This window comes from Actinoplanes sp. NPDC051861 (assembly GCF_040681145.1).
Taxonomy (GTDB): domain Bacteria; phylum Actinomycetota; class Actinomycetes; order Mycobacteriales; family Micromonosporaceae; genus Actinoplanes.
This window is the reverse complement of the sequence record NZ_JBFAYE010000002.1, coordinates 468,019-487,556: the sequence shown is the minus strand read 5'-3', so window position 1 is coordinate 487,556 and position 19,538 is coordinate 468,019. Positions and strand designations below refer to the sequence as shown.

At 70.8% G+C, this 19,538-nt stretch carries 18 protein-coding genes; 8 read left to right on the top strand and 10 right to left on the bottom strand.

Features of this window, described 5'->3' with window-relative positions:
• Positions 1-27 precede the first annotated feature (27 nt).
• Complete coding sequence (locus AB0M02_RS08945) at positions 28-1,173, bottom strand: glycosyltransferase family 1 protein (protein WP_364223753.1); 1,146 nt, start codon at positions 1,171-1,173, stop codon at positions 28-30.
• Positions 1,174-1,350: 177 nt separating this feature from the next.
• On the opposite strand from AB0M02_RS08945, the gene AB0M02_RS08940 reads away from it, so the two are divergent.
• Entirely contained in the window at positions 1,351-2,079 is a 729-nt protein-coding gene (locus AB0M02_RS08940) for a TIGR03089 family protein (protein WP_364223751.1), read from the top strand.
• 40 nt (positions 2,080-2,119) lie between these two features.
• On the opposite strand, the gene AB0M02_RS08935 is transcribed toward AB0M02_RS08940, so the two are convergent.
• Both AB0M02_RS08935 and AB0M02_RS08930 read right to left on the bottom strand, forming a co-directional pair.
• Entirely contained in the window at positions 2,120-4,075 is a 1,956-nt protein-coding gene (locus AB0M02_RS08935; protein ID WP_364223749.1) for an acetoacetate--CoA ligase, read from the bottom strand.
• A 20-nt stretch (positions 4,076-4,095) separates the two neighbouring features.
• Positions 4,096-4,620, bottom strand: coding sequence for an acyl-CoA thioesterase (locus AB0M02_RS08930; RefSeq protein WP_364223747.1), 525 nt, complete (start codon positions 4,618-4,620; stop codon positions 4,096-4,098).
• 60 nt (positions 4,621-4,680) lie between these two features.
• On the opposite strand from AB0M02_RS08930, the gene AB0M02_RS08925 reads away from it, so the two are divergent.
• Positions 4,681-5,820, top strand: a complete 1,140-nt coding sequence (locus tag AB0M02_RS08925) for a hypothetical protein (RefSeq protein WP_364223745.1) — start codon at positions 4,681-4,683, stop codon at positions 5,818-5,820.
• Positions 5,821-5,883: 63 nt separating this feature from the next.
• On the opposite strand, the gene AB0M02_RS08920 is transcribed toward AB0M02_RS08925, so the two are convergent.
• From AB0M02_RS08920 to AB0M02_RS08910, 3 genes are all read right to left on the bottom strand, one after another.
• Positions 5,884-8,055, bottom strand: a complete 2,172-nt coding sequence (locus AB0M02_RS08920; RefSeq protein WP_364223743.1) for a carbohydrate-binding protein — start codon at positions 8,053-8,055, stop codon at positions 5,884-5,886.
• Positions 8,055-9,917, bottom strand: coding sequence for a ricin-type beta-trefoil lectin domain protein (locus AB0M02_RS08915; RefSeq protein ID WP_364223741.1), 1,863 nt, complete (start codon positions 9,915-9,917; stop codon positions 8,055-8,057). The genes AB0M02_RS08920 and AB0M02_RS08915 overlap by 1 nt, the downstream gene beginning before the upstream one ends.
• Positions 9,918-10,056: 139 nt before the next feature.
• Positions 10,057-11,091 carry a LacI family DNA-binding transcriptional regulator gene (locus tag AB0M02_RS08910; protein WP_364223739.1) on the bottom strand — a complete coding sequence of 345 codons (1,035 nt, stop codon included), beginning with the start codon at positions 11,089-11,091 and terminating at the stop codon, positions 10,057-10,059.
• 125 nt (positions 11,092-11,216) lie between these two features.
• Here AB0M02_RS08910 and AB0M02_RS08905 point away from each other — a divergent pair, with 125 nt between their 5' ends.
• From AB0M02_RS08905 to AB0M02_RS08890, 4 genes are all read left to right on the top strand, one after another.
• Entirely contained in the window at positions 11,217-12,227 is a 1,011-nt protein-coding gene (locus AB0M02_RS08905; protein WP_364223737.1) for an alpha/beta hydrolase, read from the top strand.
• Between the two features lie 39 nt (positions 12,228-12,266).
• Positions 12,267-12,956, top strand: coding sequence for a class I SAM-dependent methyltransferase (locus AB0M02_RS08900; protein WP_364223735.1), 690 nt, complete (start codon positions 12,267-12,269; stop codon positions 12,954-12,956).
• A 99-nt stretch (positions 12,957-13,055) separates the two neighbouring features.
• A complete protein-coding gene (locus AB0M02_RS08895) occupies positions 13,056-14,468 on the top strand; it encodes a PLP-dependent aminotransferase family protein (RefSeq protein ID WP_364223733.1) in 1,413 nt (470 codons plus the stop codon).
• A gap of 277 nt (positions 14,469-14,745) precedes the next feature.
• Positions 14,746-15,012, top strand: a complete 267-nt coding sequence (locus AB0M02_RS08890) for a hypothetical protein (protein WP_364223731.1) — start codon at positions 14,746-14,748, stop codon at positions 15,010-15,012.
• Here the strand turns inward: AB0M02_RS08890 and AB0M02_RS08885 are convergent.
• Entirely contained in the window at positions 14,976-16,046 is a 1,071-nt protein-coding gene (locus AB0M02_RS08885) for an FAD-dependent oxidoreductase (RefSeq protein ID WP_364223729.1), read from the bottom strand. The genes AB0M02_RS08890 and AB0M02_RS08885 overlap by 37 nt on opposite strands.
• Positions 16,047-16,173: 127 nt before the next feature.
• Between AB0M02_RS08885 and AB0M02_RS08880 the strand changes: the two genes are divergently transcribed.
• Positions 16,174-17,016: a helix-turn-helix transcriptional regulator gene (locus tag AB0M02_RS08880; protein ID WP_364223727.1), complete on the top strand. Its 843-nt coding sequence runs from the start codon at positions 16,174-16,176 to the stop codon at positions 17,014-17,016.
• Between the two features lie 97 nt (positions 17,017-17,113).
• On the opposite strand, the gene AB0M02_RS08875 is transcribed toward AB0M02_RS08880, so the two are convergent.
• On the bottom strand, positions 17,114-18,091 hold the full coding sequence (locus tag AB0M02_RS08875; RefSeq protein WP_364223725.1) for an MBL fold metallo-hydrolase: 978 nt from the start codon (positions 18,089-18,091) through the stop codon (positions 17,114-17,116).
• A gap of 23 nt (positions 18,092-18,114) precedes the next feature.
• Here AB0M02_RS08875 and AB0M02_RS08870 point away from each other — a divergent pair, with 23 nt between their 5' ends.
• Entirely contained in the window at positions 18,115-18,966 is an 852-nt protein-coding gene (locus tag AB0M02_RS08870) for a class I SAM-dependent methyltransferase (RefSeq protein ID WP_364223723.1), read from the top strand.
• A gap of 15 nt (positions 18,967-18,981) precedes the next feature.
• Here AB0M02_RS08870 and rpsN read toward each other — a convergent pair whose 3' ends face one another.
• Both rpsN and rpmB read right to left on the bottom strand, forming a co-directional pair.
• Positions 18,982-19,275, bottom strand: a complete 294-nt coding sequence (rpsN, locus tag AB0M02_RS08865; protein WP_364223721.1) for a 30S ribosomal protein S14 — start codon at positions 19,273-19,275, stop codon at positions 18,982-18,984.
• Positions 19,275-19,508 (bottom strand): 50S ribosomal protein L28, encoded by a 234-nt coding sequence (gene rpmB / locus AB0M02_RS08860; protein ID WP_364223719.1) that lies wholly within the window; start codon positions 19,506-19,508, stop codon positions 19,275-19,277. Before rpmB ends, rpsN begins: the two co-directional genes overlap by 1 nt.
• Between the last annotated feature and the right edge of the window lie 30 nt (positions 19,509-19,538).

Sequence of the window (19,538 nt, the reverse complement as noted above, 5' to 3'; positions counted from 1 at the left end):
CTCATGTGCGGAAAGTTTAGTTGATGATCAAGCAACGACCCGATTCCAAGTCGTTACGTGTACCTCCGCGCTGGAGGCCCATGTGAACTCCTTAGCCCGGTCGAAACCTGCCTTCGCGAGGGTCTCCCGGCGGCGCTCGTCGTGCAGCAGGTCGGCGAGGTCCTCGGCGATCCGCTCGGGGGTCTCGGTCGTGTACGCCACCGCGTCACCACCCACCTCGGGCAGCGACAGACGCGGCGTGGTGAGGACCGGCGTGCCGCACGCCATGGCTTCCAGGATCGGCAGCCCGAAGCCCTCCCCGAACGACGGGTAGCAGGCGACCAGGGCGCCGCCGAGGAAGCCGGGCAGATCCGCGTACCGCAGATAGCCGGGGCGGAGCAGGCGCAGGTGCGACGGCACCTCGGCGACCGCCCGGTCGATGTCGTCGTCGTGGCCCTGACCACCGGCCAGGACCAGCGCGGGCGGGTGCGGCCAGTCGGCGACCGCGCGCGCCCAGCCCCGGATCAGGTTGGGCACGTTCTTGCGTGGCTCCTTGGCGCCGAGGAACGCGACGTACCCCGAGTCGCCGAGGCCGAGCCGGGCACGCACCCGGGCCTTCTCCTCGTCGCTGGGCATGTGGAAGGCGGACTGGTCCACCCCGTGATAGGCCACGTCGATCCGGGTCGGGTCGGCGTCGAGCAGGCGGATCAGCTCGTCCCGCGTCGCCTTGCTCGGCACGATCACCCGGGCGGCCCGGCGCAGCGACGTCTTGATCGCGCTGCGGAAGAACGTGCGCTTGGTGTTGTCGTAATGCTCCGGCTCGGTGAAGAAGGTCGCGTCGTGCACCGTGACCGTAACCGGGCATCCGGCTCGCAGCGGGCATGTGTAGAACGGCGAGTGCAGCACCTGGGCGCCCATCTGCTGCGCCAGCAACGGCAGTCCGGTCTGCTCCCAGGCGAGCCGGGCCGGGCGATGCGCGATCGCGGCCGGGCCGGGGATCACCTCGGCTTCGGGGAGCATGCGACGGTAACGCTCCGCATCCGAACGCTGGGCCACGACGGCCAGGTCGACACGTTCGGGACTCTGTTGTCCGAGGGCTCCGAGCAGGCCGTCGACATATCTGCCGACTCCGCCTCTGTCGGCGGGGACACTAGTGGCGTCGACCAGCACTCGCGGGGGGCGACCGGGGGTCACGAGGCATCTCCTTGGCGTCTCTGACGTACCGATGCTGCGGTGGGACTCACCACTGAGAGTACGCCGAGAAGGCTTCGGGAGAGGGTCCGCGACACCGCCCCATCGCGATCGCGCCACGCCGATCCGTGGGCCCGTTCCAGCGTCGTCACGCACAGTGATCCATCTATCGTGAGGGCGGTGACGAACACGATCCCGCAGGCGTTCGCGGAGGCGGTCCGCCGTGACCCGGCCGCGCCGCTGCTCACCTGGTACGACGACGCCACCGGCGACCGCACCGAACTGTCCGGGCTGACGCTGGAGAACTGGGTCTCCAAGACGGCCAACCTGCTGGTCGACGGCGCCGGCCTCGGGCACGGCGACACCATCGCGCTGCTGCTGCCGCCGCACTGGCAGACCGCGGCCCTGCTGCTCGGCGCGGCGGCCGCCGGGGTCGCCGCGGACCTGGGCGGCGACGGCGCCCAGCCGGTCGAGGCGCTGTTCACCACGCCGGACCGGGTCGAGGCTGCGGCCGCCTGGGGCACCACCGACCGGTACGCCACCGGCCTGCTGCCGCTGGCCATGCCGCTGCGCACGCTCCCGGACGGGTACACCGACTACGTCACCGAGGTCCGCAACCACGGCGACCACTTCCGGGGCGCGCCGGTCTCCCCCGCCGACCTGGCCATCGGCGGGCCGTACGAGCTGAGTCACGCGGACGCGATCGAGGCCGCCCAGGAGCGCGCCACCGGCCTCGGCATCGGCGCCGGCGACCGGGTCCTGATCGACGTCGCGGCGTATCCGGACCCGGCCGACTGGCTGCTCGCACCACTGGTGGCGGGCGCGTCGGTGGTGCTCTGCGCGAACCTCGACCGGACGAAGCTGGACGGTCGCGCCGGCACCGAGAAGGTGTCGGTCACGCTGGTCTGACTTCGCAAACCGGACGCCGCGCCGCGCAAAACGGCACTAATCAGCTGTTTCCGACACGCCGGTCGTGGGCCAGGTCGGCGAAGGCGGTCAGGGACTCCGGGTTGGCCAGTGCACCCTTGGCCGCCGCCGACTCCACCGGCGTCCCGGTGAGGATCCTCTTGACCGGCACCTCCAGCTTCTTGCCGGACAGCGTGCGCGGCACCGCGCGTACGCTGTAGGCCGCATCGGGGACATGCCGCGGCGAAAGCGCCGCACGCAGCTCTCGCGCGATTCGGCCGCGCAACGCGTCGTCCAGCGCGATCCCCTCGGTGAGCACCACGAACAGCAACAGCTCACCGTTGGGATCGCCGGGCTTGTCGAGGTGCACGACGAGCGAGTCGGCGATCTCCGGCAGGCTCTCCACCACGGAGTAGAACTCCGCCGTCCCGAGACGCACCCCGCCCCGGTTGAGGGTGGCGTCCGACCGGCCGGTGATGACGCAGGTGCCGTCCTCGCCGATGGTGATCCAGTCGCCGTGCCGCCAGACGCCGGGGAAGACGTCGAAGTACGCCTCCCGGTAGCGACTGCCGTCCGCGTCGTTCCAGAAACCGACCGGCATGCTCGGCATCGGCGCGGTGATCACCAGCTCGCCCAGCTCGCCGATGACCGGCTTGCCCTCACCGTCGAACGCCTCCACCCGGGCGCCGAGGGCCCGGCAGGCGATCACCCCGGCCCGCACCGGCTGCAGCGGCGAGCCGCCCACGAAACCGGTGCAGACGTCGGTGCCGCCGGAGAGCGAGAGCAGCTGAAGCTCGGAGCCGACCGCCTCGTAGACCCAGCCGTAACCCTCCGGCGGCAGCGGCGCACCGGTCGAGCCGACGCCCTTGAGCCGCTTGCCCGGGGTCAGCCCGGCCTTGCGGCAGGCCATCAGGAACGGTGCCGATGTACCGAAATAGGTGATCCCGGCGGTGTCGACCAGGTCCCAGAGCGCGGAGAGGTCCGGCCAGCCCGGATTGCCGTCGAACAGCACGATCGACGCGCCGACCGCCGGACCGCTGGCCAGGTAGTTCCACATCATCCAGCCGGTGGTGGTGAACCAGAAGAAGCGGTCCGCCGGGCCCAGGTCGTGATGCAGCGCCAGGATCTTGAGGTGCTCCAGCAGGATGCCGCCGTGTCCGTGAACGATCGGCTTGGGCAGACCGGTCGTCCCGGAGCTGTAGAGCACGTAGAGCGGATGGTCGAACGGCACCGGCTCGAACGTGAGCGGGTCGTCGCCGCCGAGCTCGTGCCAGTCGCCGCCACCGTGCAGGTAGCCGATGGTGATGACGTGCTCGATCGACGGGATCGCCGCCCGGATCGCACCGATCTCCTCGCGGCGGTCGATCGGCTTGTCGCCGTACCGGTAACCGTCCGTCGCGACGAGCACCTTCGGCTCGATCTGGCTCCAGCGGTCGATCACGCTGCGGGCACCGAACTCCGGCGCGCACGACGAGAAGATCGCGCCCAGGCTCGCCGTCGCCAGCATCAGGACGTAGGTCTCCGGGATGTTCGGGGCATAGGCCGCTACCCGGTCACCCTTGGCGACACCGCGGGCCTTCAGCCCGGCACGGACGCGGCGGACCTCTTCGCGCAGCTGCCGGGCGGTCAGTTGGACCGGCTCACGGCTTTGGGAGTACGCGAGGACGACAGTGTCGCCGTCCTCCCGCCCCGGCATCCGCAGCACGTTCTCCGCGTAGTTCAGCGTGGCACCGGGAAACCAAGTCGCGCCCGGCATCGTCGCGTCGCCGAGCACCGCCGTCGGCTGCTCGTGGGCCACCACCGCGAAGTAGTCCCAGATCGACTGCCAGAACCCGGTCAGGTCGGTGACCGACCACTCCCACAGCGCCGCGTAATCCGGGAAGGAGTGCCCGCGCTCGCGCTCCAGCCACGCCAGGTAGTGGCCGATCCGAGTCGTCTCCCGCGCGTCCGCCGCCGGCTCCCACAGCAGTGTGCCGGCCGTCACCTCGCCTGTCGTCATGCCCACACCTTAGGGGCTGTTCAATCGATCGCCGGGTGATGTTCCGCACGAGCCCGCTGGATCGCGCGACGGCGCGCCAGACGGTGGTCCCGCCTGATCAGAGCCTCTTTGAAGCGCCGCTGATCGGCGGCGTCCTCGGGCAGGACCGGCGGCACCCGGCGCGGGTTGCCGGCCACGTCCACCGCCACGAACACCAGGTAGGCGGTCGCCACCGGGATCGGTGTAGCGCCGACCGCGTCCCAGCGTTCCGCGGCCAGCTTCACGCCGACCTCCATGCTGCTGTTGCCGGTCCAGTTGACCTGCGCGTACGCGTGCACGAGATCACCGACCCGCACCGGCTCCAGGAACACAATCTCGTCGATCGCCGCGGTCACCGCGGTGCCGCCGCTGTGCCGGGCCGCCGCCGCACCGGCCACGTCGTCGACGAACTTCATCAGGACGCCGCCGTGCACGGTGCCGTAGAGGTTCACGTCCACCGCGGTCATGATCCGGCTGAGGGTGACCCGCGAGTGCGAGATCGGGCGCCCGCCCTGCTGTTCTTCCATGGCCGGTACGTTACGACGTCGTTCGACCGCCGTTGCCGCCGCGAGGTAGCGTGCCGGATCATGCGTCACCTCAGGTCGATCCTCTATGCGCTCGTGCTGGCCCCGGCAATCTGGGTCCTGGCCGGAGTGGGCTTCACCCACGATCTGTCCAGCCGCGGCCGGGAACTCTTCGCCGCCGAGTCGATCTCCGGCCTGCTGCTGCTGATCTTCTCCGGCATCCTCTTCGCGATCCTGGCGTTCGCACCGGTCTCCCCGGCCGGTCCGGTCCTCGCCGGCGCCGCCTACCTGGGCGTCACCGTCTGGGCGTGGACCTCACCGTCGGCGTACGCGTCGCTGTGGGCCCCGGAGGTGTCGAAGGAGGGCTTCGACCTGAGCCGTCCCGGCTACGGCCTGGCCGCCCTGCTCGCGATCCCGCTGCTGGCCACCGCGCTGAGCGCCCGCCGCTGGGCACGCTACGAGCCGCCGGTGCTGCCGATCATCGGCGAGATCGGCCGCTTCCGAGGCGCGGCCCGGGTCACCGGCATCCCGGTCTCGGTGGCCGAAACCACGGTCCTGCGCACCGGCGCCAGCCGCGCCGCCGACCTGACCATGCCGATGCCCCCAGCCGTCCCGGCCTCCGCCGCCGACCGCACGGTTGCCATGCCGCCAGCCGTCCCGGCCTCCGCGGACCGCACGATCGCCATGCCGCCAGCCGTCCCGGCCTCCGCGGACCGCACGATCGCCATGCCGCCAGCCGTCCCCGCCTCCGCGGACCGCACGATCGCCATGCCGCCGGTCCCTGTCGCCGTCCCGGCCGCAGACCCGACGGTCGCGCTCCAAATTCCCACCGCGAAGCCGGCCGCACCCACGCCGGCCGCACCCTCCGCGCCGCCGGCGAAGTCCGAGGCCGAGCCGACGACGGTGCTGGCCGCGCAGCCTGCCGCGCCCAGCAAGGCGGAACCGACGACCGTGCCGGCCGATGCGGACCCGACCACCGCCCTGGTACTCCCCACCCAGCCCGAGCCGGAACCGACCACCGTGCTTGCGATCCCCGCGCAGCGCGAGGCCGAGCCAACAACCGTCTTGGCCGTCCCAGCGACCACCCTGACCGACAAATCCGATAAATCGGAAGGGTCGGTCGAGTCGACTGAGGACGACGACGAGACCCACGTCCTCGCGAAGCCGGCCGACGAGAAGACCGAGCCGCTGAAGAGCTCCTGAACGCCCGAACTGCCGGAGGCGCGCTTGTGGCCCACCTCCGGCAGCCGGACGACTGATCAGCCCCTACCTCGTCAGCCGTAGGTAGTCCAGATTGAACCCACCTGCCTCACAGTAAACCGTGAGTAGTTGATCTCCGGAGACAAGATCCACCGGCACCCGGACCGCTTGATAACTGCCCCAGCCCCCGGTGTTCGGCACCGTGACCGTCGTGAGCACCTGCCCGGCCGCGTCCCGGATCGAGATCGCATTCGGCACCTCGGCGCCCGTTCCCGTCGCGACGCCCAGTTCAAGCTGGTAGGCACCGCCCTCGACGAGATCGAACCGGTACTTGAGCCAGTTCCCCGCCGCCGTCCAGCCGACGTTGCGCCCACCACTGGCCGCGGCGTTGCTCTCGATGAAGTTCGCACCGCCCTCGGTCCAGCCGTGCTGCTCGGCATAACCCTCCGCCTCGACCGTCACGCCGGCCGGCGCGCCCTTCGGCCGGACCGTCAGGTGCACCGTCGTCTCGTCGTGCGAACGCCCATCGGTCACCGCGACCGTCAGGTCCGTCTCCCCCGCGACCGACGGCGTCAACGTGATCACACCGGTGGACGCGTCGAGCTCGACGCCCTCGGGCAGGTCGGTGGCGTAGTAGGAGAGCCGGTCACGATCCCGGTCGGTCGCCCGCAGCGGGATGGTCACGGTGGCGTACTGGTCGGCCACGACGCCGGGCACGCCGGCCAGGACCGGCGCACGGTTGTGCCGCGAGGGATGCGTGCGGTCGGTCCAGCGATATGTCGCGTACGCGGAAGCCGGCACCGTCGTCACGAAGGACTTCCCACCGGACACCACCTCGACGGACGTGTCCACCGCGTTGGCGTTGCGCAGCACAGCCACGTACTCGTCCCCGTCCCGGAACACGACGTTGCTGACCCCGTCACCCGTACCGCTCGACTGCACCCGCACGTGACCGGGCCGCAGGTACCGCGAGAACTGTCCCAGCTGGTACAGCTCGTCCCGCACCGTGAACGTCCGCGTCGTGGTGTCCACTTTGACCAGTCGGTTCGGCCACTTGGTGGTACGCCCGATCTCCTCCCAGTCGACGTTGTTGTCCCGCTTGTCGGTCCAGTGCAGCGTCCCGCCGTCCTGGTCGGTTGTCTGCGCCCACAGGATGTACGAGCTCGCGTCCAGCCGGAAGTCGTTCAACACGGTCGCCGCCGACAGGTCGCTCGTCTCGGTGAGGTGCACCGGCTTGCCGAACTCCTCGTACGCGGTCTGCATCACCTTCGGATCACCCCAGTACGGGTGGAACGCGATCCCGTCCGCGGCCTTACGTGTTGCCGCGTCCTCGAAGATGCGGTGGTAGTTCTTGGTCGCCGTGCTGTTCGGGTCGCGCCAGTCCCAGAAGTTGAAGTCGTGCACGTAGAGCTCTGTACGCAACCCCGCCTTGCGCAGCTCTCGCTTGACAGCGACGGACAACTTCTTCTGTTGATCAATATTGATGTCCATCGCCGGATAGACGACATCCATGCCCGGTTCGTTCAGTAACGTCAACGCGTCCACATTGATGTGTTGACGTCTGTACGCCTCGATGTACTTGACGTAGTAGCGTGCAAACACGTCAATACAATCGTCCCGCAGCTTGCCGACCTGGTAATACTCGGTCGTGCTCCCCGGCTTGAGAGCCACCTCGCCGATGAACTTGTTGTTCGTCTTCATCCAGGCCGGCGCGCTCCATGCCGACGCGAGAAACGTGGCCCTCGGGTTGTACTTCTGAATCAACTTGATCGTGTCGACGATGTGCGTGTCGATGTCGCGCTGGATCGAGAAGTACTTGAGACCGAAGTCGTCGGTGACACCCGCCGGCAGCTCGTCGTACGACCAGAACGGCAGATGCTCGATGAGGTCCGGGCTGCCGATGGTGAGCCGGAACCTGTCCATACCCGCCCCCGTGCGCGGGTCGACCAGCAGCCGGATCGCCCTGTCGCGCTCGGCGGGTGTCAGCTTCCACAGGTTGGAGACGCTGGTCTCGTCGATCGAGAAGCCGATCCCGCTGTACTCCTGCCGGGTCCGGCTCGGGTCGACGACGACGGTCGCGTCCGACGTCTTGTCCGAGCCGGTGAAGCGGGCGTCGGGCAACCCGCCCCAGCGCACCGCACCCGCCGAGTAGGTACCGGTCACCACGTCGCCGGAGTGCGGAACCCCGGTCAGGGTGGTGGCAGCCACGGCCGCCACCACCACAGACTTCAACAGCATCAGTTCAGCACCCACTTCTGGTTGGCGCCGGTCGTACAGGTCCAGATCTGCAGCCGCGTCGCGTCGGCCGAGTTGTTGCCGGTCACGTCGAGGCACTTGTTCGCGTACTGGTTGACCAGCCGCTGGGTGGCGCTGTCGTACGTCCACTTCTGCGACGTGCCGGTGTGGCAGTCCCAGAGGTGGGTGACCGTGCCGTCGGCGTTGCTCGGCCCGCTGATGTCGAGGCACTTGCCGAGCGAGCGCAGCGTGCCGTCCGAGTTGCGGCTCCACTGCTGCGCGGCCGAGCCGTTGCAGGTGTAGAGCTGGATCGCGGTGCCGTTGGCGGTCGCCGCGTTCGCCACGTCCACGCACTTGCCGGCGAGGCCGGTGATCGTTCCGCCCGTCTGCGGCGGGGTGGTCGTCGTGCCGGACCAGGTGAACGTGGCCGTGGTGCGGGCCGGGAGGGTGTACACGAACGACTGGCCGGACCAGTTGACGCGCACCGACTGGGCCGACGTGCCGCCGTTGTGGGCGATCAGCGCCTTGGAGCCGTCCGGATTACGCCAGGCGACGTTCTGCACCGATGTGTTGTTCGAGTCGATCCGGACCGCGCCCGGCTTGACGAACTTGGTGAGGTGGCCGGTCGTGTAGTACTCGATGGTGTAGTCGACCTGTCCGGCCCGGCTGCCACCCTCCTGCACGGTGATCAGGCCGGTGCAGGTGCCACAGCCGCCGTTGTGCGGGCCCATGTTCTGGTTCAGCGCGAGGCTCCACTTCACCACGCTGCTGCTCCAGTTGCGGGTGTAGTTGACGATGTCGCTCATGTCCTCGTTGTGCTGGTTGCCGATCCAGGTGCCACCCGAGTGCTCGGTGCTGAACTGCCGCACCGACGGGTAAGCGGCCTTCACCTGGCTGCCGACCGCCGGGTCACCGGCGTACCCGTGCCAGGCGATGCCACCGAACAGCGGGTCGTTGCGCACACCCGCGTCGGCCAGGATGGCCGCGCCGAAGTTCGCGTAGTCGCCGTAGTTCCAGTCGTGGATCAGCACCTTCGTGGTGATCCCGGCCGCCCGGAACGCGGGGTAGACGAAGTTCTTCGTGAACTCGACGAGCCCGGACGGGTTCCAGCTCATGCCCGGGTAGTTCATCGCCGTCGGGTTCCCGGCCTGGCAGCAGTTCGGCTCGTTCTGCACCGAGATGTAGTTCACCGGAACACCGGCGTTCTGGTAGCTCTGGATGTACTTGACCAGGTACTGGGCGTACGTGGGGTAGTGCTCCCACTTGAGCCAGCCCATCTGGTCCATCCGTCCGTTGTCCTTCATCCAGCCGGGCGCGCTCCACGGCACGCCCTTCACCCGCAGCGCCGGGTTCAGCTGCCGGGCCTGCTGGGTGAGCAGACGGACGTTGGTGTCGTACCCGTTGGCGCCGAAGTCGTTGAGGTCGCAGCAGGTGTCGTCGAGCGACACGTTGCCGGGCCGGGAGAGGTCGGACGCGCCGATCGGGTTGCGGACGAACGACAGGCCGATGCCCTGGGTCGGGCTGAACAGCTTCTGCATCACGCTGTCCCGGGTGGCCGCGCTGACCGGCCCGCCCCGCAGCAGGTACGCGGTGGTGTCGGTGATCGACGCGCCGGCACCCTCGAAGGTCTGGTAGGTGACGCCCTCGTTGACGTTGATGGTCTGGTTGGCGGAGCCGCCGGCCGGGCCGAACGCGATGTTCGCCTGCTGCTGCAGGCCTCGGGTGACGGTACGGCCGCCGCCGTCCGAAGTGGTGGTGAGGTAAACGCTGACGGTCTCACCCGCGGCGACTGCCGGCGGTGCGGTCGCGACCACACCGGCTGACACTCCTACGGCTGCGGCCAGCAGCACTCTGCGGAGGGACATGGGACCTCCTGTCAAGGCGACGACGAAAGGGGACGCCGAAGGGGACGACTTAACAGGAAGGAAACCTTTGTCAATTAAGGCGAGTCAATGAATTGCGGTTCCGGATTGCCGTGTTCCGGTTCCGGAACCGTGAAACACGTCAAGAACCCACCGGCCCGGTCGAGTCCCGCACGACCAACTCGGTGGCGAGCTCGACGTGCAACGCGTCCAGCCGGTGCGCGCCGAGCATCCGCAACAGCAGGTTGACCGCCATCCGGCCCATCTCGCCGAGCGGCTGGCGGACCGTGGTCAGCTGCGGATGGCACGCCTCGGCCAGCTCGCTGTCGTCGAACCCGGCCACCGACAGATCCTCCGGCACCCGCAGTCCGCGCTCGGCCGCCGCCCGCAGCGCGCCGACCGCCATCTTGTCGTTGAAGGCGACCAGCGCGGTCGGCCGCTCCGGCAGGTCGAGCAGCTCGGCCGCGGCCCGGTGGCCCAGCTCGGTGGTCGGCTCGGCCACGAACCGGGTCAGCTCCGGCGCCTGCAGCACACCGGCGTCGGCGAGCGGCGAGAGGTAGCCGGCGAAGCGGTTCTCGCTGGCCAGCCAGTCGCGCGGCCCGCCGATGATGCCGATGCGGCGGTGACCGAGTTCGACCAGGTGCGCGGTGAGCAACCGGGCGCCGGCGAAGTGCGCGGCGGAGACTGCGGCGATGTTGCGCGGTGGCGGGGTGCGGGGGTCGACGACCACGAAGGGGAAGCCACGATCGCGTAGGCGTACCAAATCCGCTCCTGGCTCGGGAGGCAGAATGAGCACCGCCCCGGCAATGCCTCGCCGCCCGGTCAGGCCGGGCAGCACCCGGTCACGCTGCGCCGAGACGCCCGCGTTGAGCACCACCTCAAGACCGTGCGGCTCGAGCGCCTCCGCCACCGCCGAGACGATCAGTCCGAAGTAGTCGGTCAGTACATATGGGCAGCGCACGTAGACGCCGGTCGCCCGCTCGGCCCGGCCGCCGCGCCGCTGCGGCGCCTGCCGTCCCAGGCTGCCCATCGCGCTGAGCACCCGGTCCCGGGTGTGCGGCGCGACGTTGGACCGGCCGTTCAGCACCCGGGAGACCGTGGCGATCGACAGCCCGGTTTGCGCGGCCACGTCACGAACGGTGGCGCGCCGCGCTGTTGTTTCATCGCCCTGTTTCATCGCCGCGAGCATAGACGCTGATACCTCGGTACTAGGGCCCATCTGGCTCCGCGGGGTGACGATCCGACCCCGTCCCCGGACCTACCTTGCCGTCGCAACGCACCGATCGACGGGGAGGACCGGTTATGAACCGCATGTGGATCGTCTCGGCTCTGCTGCTGGCCGCGCCCGCTATGTGGCTTTTTGGCCCCGCCCAGGTGGAAGCCGCACCGCTGCCCCGCCAGGCCGAGTGGATGTCCGATCCGCGCGATCTGCCCGATCCGTCGACCGCCACAGCCGCACAGGTGGCGGGCTGGTTCGCCGGCATACCCTCGACCGAGGCGGGTGACCTGGTCCGCCGCTACCCCGAGGTGGTCGGCAACCTCGACGGCGTGCCGGTGCACCTGCGCTACGCGGCGAACCATGACCCGAATCGGCCAGGGCGGCAGATCCTCGCGCTGGACCGGCGCGGTGACGGCCGGGTCGCCGAGGTGCTGGGCGATCTGGACACCGCGACCCACTTGGTCATTCTGATCCCCGGTGTGGAGACCGAGCTCGCCAACTTCGACACCGGTCTCGGCGGCGTCGAGCGCCGCGCGCCCGCCTGGCAGGCGCGGCAACTGCACGATCAGATCCGGTCGGTCGCGCCGGGTGCGCCGGTCGCGGTGATCGCCTGGCTGGGCTATGACACCCCCGATGGCGTACGCCGTGACGCGCTCCGCGAAGACCTGGCCGCCTCCGGAGCGCTCGCCCTGACGCGGTTCGTCGCCGGTCTGACCGCGGACCACCCCGATCGCCGGATCACTCTGATCGGCCACAGCTACGGCTCGATCGTGGCCGGTCGCGCCGCCGCCGATCTCGGGCCGCAGGTGACCGACATCGTCGCGATCGGCAGTCCCGGCATGGGTGTGCCGGACCGCGCCGCACTGCGCACCGGCGCCCGGGTCTGGGCCGGCAGCGCGCCGGACGACTGGACCCGGCGCCTGCCCGGCGTGCGCCTGTTCGGCCTCGGGCACGGCCGCCTCCCGATCGACGCGCGGTTCGGCGCCCTTTCGCTGCCGTGCGCCGACACCGGCGGCCACGACGGCTACTTCCTGCCCGGCACGTCCTCGCTGCGCGCGATGGCCGAGATCACTCTCGGCCACGACCCGGCATGACCAGGCCGTACGCGGGAATATCAGGGTCGGGGGAACCGCATGAGCATCGACATGGACACCGTCGTCGGCCTCTACTTCAAGCACGCCGACGCCCTTCGCAACGCTCGCCTGGCGCAGGCCGCGCTGCTCACCGCAGACCGGCGGATGCGGCCGCGCCTGGACGACGCGGAGACCGAGATCAGCTACCTGCTGGTCCGGGAGTTCCGGCCACGGCGCGTCGTCGAGATCGGCGCCGAGCACGGCTGGTCCACGACCTGGCTGCTGCGCGCGCTGGCCGACAACGGGCACGGCAGGCTGGACACGTACGACATGACCGGCCACGCCCGCGACCGGATCCCGCCGTCGCTGGCCGGCGGGCGCTGGCAGTTCCACCACTGCGACGTCCGCACCACCGGCGACCTGACTCCGGAGAGCATCGACCTGCTCTTCATCGACGCGGTCCACACGGCCTCGTTCGCGCACTGGTACCGCCACCACCTGCTGGACCGGCTCCGCCCCGGCACCCCGGTGGCCGTGCACGACGTCTTCCACCGCCCGGCGTCACCCTCCCGCGAGGGCCGCGTGGTCCTCGACTGGCTGGCCGCGCACAACGCACCGCACTTCACCGTTTCGGCCGCCGCCGCCCCGCAGGAGTACGCCGAGCTCACGGTGGCGAAGCGTCTCCTCTCGCTCGACGACGTCGTCCACCGGCCCGCACCCAACCCCATGCTCTTCTGCACCACCCCTTAGCGGGTCCCATCAGGTAGGCGGTCTGCCCCACACTCATCGCCAGATGCCTCATGGCAATCAATCTAGGAATCCTCTGGCCCACATCTATAGTCCAGTTCCATGTCGGAACAGTGGGCCAGTTTCAGCCTGGACCTCCACCTGGCCATCGACCGGCGACAGGGCCTGCGCGGCGGCCTGGAACGGGCGCTGCGCGAGGCGGTCCAACGCGGGCAGCTGTCGCCCGGAACACGGATGCCCTCGTCCCGGGCCCTCGCGCAGGAGCTCGGCATCGCCCGGGGCACGGTCAGCCAGGTCTACGAACAGCTCGCTGCCGAGGGCTATCTGCTGGCCCGGCCGCGCTCCGGAGTCCGGGTGGCACCGCAACCCGGTCCCGCGTCCGGCCCGGTGCTGCCGCCGGCACCCTCGTTCCGCGCGCCGTTCGACGGTCACGACCTGCGGCCCGGCCTGCCCGACCTGTCGCTGTTCCCGCGCGGGCCGTGGCTCGCCGCCACCCGGCAGGTCCTGCAGTCGACCCCGCACGCCGCGTTCGGTTACGGCGACCCGACAGGACACGCCGACCTCCGCACGGCCCTGGCCGACTACCTCGGTCGTGCCCGGGGCGTGCTCACCACCCCGGAGCACATCATCGTCTGCGCGGGATACAACCACGCCCTGCAGATCCTCTGCCAGGCGCTGAGCCGGGTCGGCTCGACGATCGCCTTCGAGGATCCGGCGCTTCCCGACTACCCCGCGCTCGCCGCGAACGCGGGCCTGCGGGTGACCCGAATCCCGGTGGACCGGGACGGCCTGGTCGTCGGCGAGCTCGGCGACGAGGTGGCGGCCGTGACCACCCCGTCACACCAGTTCCCCCTCGGCGTCACGCTCAGCCCGCGGCGGCGCATCGAGCTGCTGGACTGGGCGCGGCGCACCGGCTCGGTCGTTCTGGAGGACGACTACGACGGTGAGTTCCGTTACGACCGCCAGCCGGTCGGCGCGCTGCAGGCGCTCGCCCCCGACCTCGTCGTATACACCGGCACCGTCAGCAAGACCATCGCGCCGGCCCTGCGCATCGGCTGGATCGTCGCGCCAACACATCTGGTCCCGGCGCTGCGCGACGTGCTGCGCTTCGACGAGACGCACCTCAACGTCATCGAGCAGCTGGTCCTCGCGTCCCTGATCCGCGGCGGCGAACTCGACCGCCACCTGCGACGCTGCCGGAGCCGCTACCGCCACCGCCGCGACCACCTGGGCCGGGCCGTCGCCACCCACCTCCCCGGCGCACGCCTCTCCGGCATCGCCGCCGGCCTCCACGCCGTACTGACCCTGCCCGGCCCGGCCGGCGCCGAGCCGGACCTGCTCGCTCACCTGACCGCGCACGGTGTCGCCGTGGACGGCCTCAGCACGTTCCACCACGACCCGCGAGCCTCGCCGCTCGGCCTGGTCGTCGGTTACGCCACCCCGCCGCAGCACTCCTACGACAGCGCGGTGACCGCTCTCACCGAAGCCATCCGCACCGCCCCCCACCAGCCCTGACACCCAGGCGCGTGATGATCTTGGTCCCAAACGGTGAAGAGCAGAACAGGAACCCGGCCCCAACGGCGCGGCGCTGGTGTTCAGCGGTTTCGGCGAGCCGGTCACGGGCCTCGCGAAGCCGCCGGCGGACCAGGTGGTCGACCTGGGCACGATCACCGGCAAGTAACGGCCGGCGGGCCGGGTCAGGCGCCTGACCCGGCCCGACCTGACCCCTGCTGGGTGCGTATCCGGGATCATCCCGATGCAGCCTGGCCTGCGGTGTTCCTACGTTCGATACATGAAGCGATTCGCCATCGGCACACTCAAGGCCCTCGGTGTCGTGTTCGGGCTGTTCCTCGTCGCCCGCGCGATCGCCGAGCCGTTCGTCATCGACCTCACCGACCCGGCCAGCTATCAGAACGACTGGGGCGGGCCGGCACTGGCCGGGGTCCTCGCGGTGCACATGGGTCCCGGCATCCTCGCCGGCCTCGCCCTGTTCGGCGCGGCCCGGCGAAGGATCGCCGCCCGTCAGGAACGGATCGCCGCGCCCAGCATCTCGAGGTAGTGCTCCAGATAGAACGTGCTCTTGAACTGGGCGGTCATCTCGGCGCCGACCACGCCGAGGTCCGGGCTGTAACTCATCCCACCGGCCGGTCCGAGCGGCAGCACGATCCCGTCCGGCGCGGCGGCGTACTCGGCACGCGCCGGCTCCCCGGCGATCAGGGAGCGGATGTTCGCGGCCACCACCTCGGCGTGCTGCCCGGCGGCACGCGCCATCTTCAACTCGGGCACCGCGGTCACGTCACCGACAGCGAACACGGTCTCGTGCCCGGTCACGGTCAGCCGCGGCGCCACGGCCAGCCGACCGTCCGGCTGCCGGGCCGTCACCAGGCCGGGGTCAAGGTAATCGGTGCGGACCTCGGTGCCGAAGCACGGATACCAGAGATCCGCGGCGATCACGTTCCCGTCACCGGTGGTCACGGTGAAGGGGCGCAGGCTTCCGGGCGCCGGTTCCGGCAGGGTGCGCAGAGACGTTCCGAGATGCAGACGTACGTTCAAAGCGCTCAGTTGTTCCCGAAGACCGGCCCGGAACTCCTCCGGGAACCGTCCCCCGACCACCTCGGGGCCGCGGTCGATGACCGTGACCGCCTTGTCCGGCCAGGCGGCCTTGATCTCCCCGGCGAACTCGAGCCCGATCGCACCCGCTCCCAGCAGCAGCACGTGACTCGCGCGCATCAGGGTGTCGCGTGTCCCGGCGAACCGGTCCCGCTCGCCCGGCTCGATCTTCGCCGGGAACGGCGCCGTGGATCCGGTCGCCAGCACCACGAAGTCGGCGGCCAGTCGTGCACCGCCGGCCAGCTCGACCTCGGTCGCCGACACGCGGGCGGCCCGGTCCCGCACGACCCGTCCACGGGACAGCAGTCCGTCGTACCGAATGAAGATCTTCTCGGTCCACTCCGGATCGACCGCCGCGCGTAACGCTGCGACGTTGTGCACGAACGTCTCCCGGGGTTCCACCAGGGTGACGTCCGCGACGTCGTCGAGCGCCCGGGCCACCGCGATGCCGCCGTAACCGCCGCCCACCACAACCACGTTCATCTGTTCCACCCTCTCGATGTGTCGTCGCCATCGACTCTCATCGGGAGCGGGGACATCGGGGAGGCCGTGATCAGGGTGGTAGTGCCGGGGACACCCGCACGGCTCGCGACGTTGCTACGGTCGGGCGGTGAGCGACAACGAGCTCGGCCTGTTCCTGCGGACGCGCCGCGAGGCGATCACGCCGGGCGAGGCCGGGCTTCCCGCCGGTGACCGGAGGCGCACCCCGGGACTGCGCCGCGCCGAGGTGGCGATGCTGGCCGGCGTCAGCATCGAGTACGTGATCCGGCTCGAACAGGGCCGCGACCGCCACCCGTCGGCCCAGGTGCTCGCCGCGCTCGCCGGTGTGCTGCACCTCACCCCCGCCGAGCGCGTCCACCTGCACCGGCTTGCCAAGTCCGCCGACCCCGGCTTCAGCTGCCGCGGCGGCGCCGGTCCCGCCCGCACCGTGCGGCCCACCGTCCGGGCCGTCCTCGACCAGCTGGAACCCGCCGCGGCAGTGCTGTTGAACCAGCTCAGCGACCTGCTCGCCTGGACGGGCGGCTTCGCCCGCCTCACCGCGCCGATGGGCCTGCTGGACGGCGACCCGCCCAACCTGGCCCGCTACATCCTCAGCGATCCCCGTGCCCGGGACTTCTACCCGGACTGGCCGCACGCCGCCGACGAGCAGGTCGCCGCCCTCAAGCAGGGCCCCTTCCGCGCCGACCCGCACGTGGCCGCCCTCGCCGACGACCTGACCGTCCTGGCCGGCGACGAGTTCACCGACCGGGTCGCCAACGTGCCCGGCCTGCCGCGTGCCAGCGGCACCATGCGCCTGGCGCACCCGGACGCCGGACCGCTGCGCCTCGCCTACGAAACCCTCGAACTCTCCGCCGACGACGACCAGCGCCTACTCGTCTACCTCCCGGCCGACCAGGCGACCGCTACCGCCCTGCGCAACCTGGCCGAGCCCCTGCGCCTGGTCGCCGGCTGACCGGACGCACAACTCACAGCTCGAAACGGCTGCCGCCAGGTCGCCGGCTGACGGCTCACAGCTCGAAGCGGCTGCCGACAGGTCGCCGGCCGACCGCTCACAGCTCGAAGCGGCTGCCGACTCCGTTGGGCCGGAACGCGTCCGGCAGCCCGGCGGCGAGGGCCTGCTGCGCCTTCCACGACGTGCAGTGCGCCGGCACGATCACCGCGGGCGCCTCGGCGGCCAGGGCGGTCACGGTCTCCGCGACGATCGGGCCGTCGCGCAGGTGGAAGCCGCCGAGCACGGCGTGGATGCGGTCGACGCCGGTGAGCCGGCGGGCGTACCGGACGATGTTCACGATTCCGGCGTGACCACAACCGGTCAGCACGACGAGGCCCCGGTCCCGGACGTGCAGGACGACCGCCTGGTCGTCGTGCACGGCCTGGTCGGGCTGCCAGGAGCCGTCCCGGAAGGCCTGGTGCGCGGGCGGCATCCCGGTCTCGAACGGCGTGGTCCGGTCCACCTCGCCGGTGACCAGCAGCATCCCGTCCAGCAGGAACGACGGCTGCTGCTCCTCGACCACCGCGAAGCCCGCGCCCTCGATCGCCGACCGGCTGGGTGAGGGCAGCTCCAGGGTCCGGTCGGGTGCGACGATCCGGCGCTGCAGCCAGAAGTCGGGGTGCAGAAGCACGGGCAGGCCGGTCCGGCCGAGGCGGCGGGCCAGCCCGTGCAGACCCATCACGTGATCGAAATGCCCGTGGCTGAAGACGATCGCCTCGAACGTGTCCGGCGCGATCCCGAGCCGGTCCAGGTTGCCGATCAGGCCGTCGGTGGTGACGCCGGTGTCGAACAGGACCCGGCGGGTGCGGCCGTCCACCCGCACCTCGATCAGCGCCGAGAAGCCGTGCTCGGCGCGGAGGAAGTCGTAGCTGGTGCCGCCGGCCGCGAACTCGGCCGGCACCACCGGTAGCGGCCCGGACGTGCCGTTCAGTCCCCAGCGCCGCACCAGTCCCTCGTCGGGGAGCAGCGCGTCCGACGAGTTGTCCATCAGGGTGGTGACGTGCACGCCATCGACGGGCGTCAGGTTGACCCGCATTCTTCGCAGCGTACGCTCGCCGCGTGGAAGCGTTCCGTCGCTTCGAACAGGCCGGCTGGGAGGAACGAGCCGCCGGCTACGACAGGCTGCTCGGCCGGATCACCGCCCGGGTGGTGGATCCGCTGCTCGACGCGGCCGGTGTGCCCGCCGGATCCCACGTCGTCGACGCGGCCGATCTGCGCGCCGGGAACCGCTTCCTCGACGTGGCCTGCGGGTCGGGCGAGGCGTCCGCCCGGGCTGCCGAACGCGGCGCGCGGCCCGTCGGGGTGGACCTCTCCGCGGCGATGGTCGGGCTCGCGCGCAGCCGCTTTCCCGCGATCGATTTCCGACAGGCGTCGGCCGAGGCGCTCCCGTTCGCGGCGGCCTCCTTCGACGCCGTGGCCGGTAACTTCCTGCTGCATCACCTGGCCGAACCGCAGGTCGCGGTCGCCGAGTGCGCGCGGGTGCTCGCGCCCGGCGGCCGCCTCGCCCTGAGCGTCTGGGACCTGCCGGAACGGGCACGGTTCGTCGGGGTCCTGGTGGACGCGGTGGCCGAGGTGGGCGCGGCGCCGCCGGCTGATCTTCCCCCCGGGCCGTCGTTCTTCCGGTACGCCGAAAGCGGTGCCCTGATCGACCTGCTGCACGCCGCGGGCCTCACCGGCGCGCGCTCGACAACCGTGGCGTTCACCCAGCGTCTCGCGTCCGCCGACGAGCTGTGGGACGGCCTGATCGACGGCACGGTCCGCACGTCCGCCACAGTCCTCGCCCAGCCCGCCGACGTGCGCGCCGCGATCCGTGCCGCCTTCAATCGGCTGACCACCCCGTACACCGACGCCGACGGCCTCGCGATCGCGGTGTCCGCGGTCATCGCCTCGGGCGCCGCCCCACCCGCTTGAGCCTTTCCCGCTGGGTCACCAGGAGGCTTTGCGCACTCCCGGCAGTTCGCCTCTGAGCGCCATCTCCCGGAAGCGGACCCGGGACAGCCCGAACCTGGTCAGCACGCCTCTCGGCCGGCCGTCGACCACGTCGCGGTTGCGGCGCCGCACCGGGCTGGAGTCGCGGGGCAGCCTGGCGAGTGCTCGCAGGGCCTCGGCACGCATCGACGGGTCCAGCACCTGTTTCTTGAGCTCGGCGCGCCGGTCGTAGTGGCGCGCGACCAGCTCGGCACGCCGCAGCTCGCGCTCGCGAAGACCACGCCGGGCCATCAGGTCCGCACCCCGCGGCGGCGCATGCGGGTGACGACGGCGTCGATCCCGTCGCGGTCGATGATCTTCAGCCCGGTGGTGCTGACGTTGAGCCGCACGGTCGTGCCGTCGGCGAGGCGGAAGCGGCGCCGCTGGACGTTGGGGTTCCAGCGGCGGCGCGTGCGGCGATGGGAGTGCGACACGGCGTTGCCGAAGCTCGGCCGGGCGCCGGTGACATCACAGATGTTCGACATGCCGCGACTTTACAATGAAAACCATTTCCA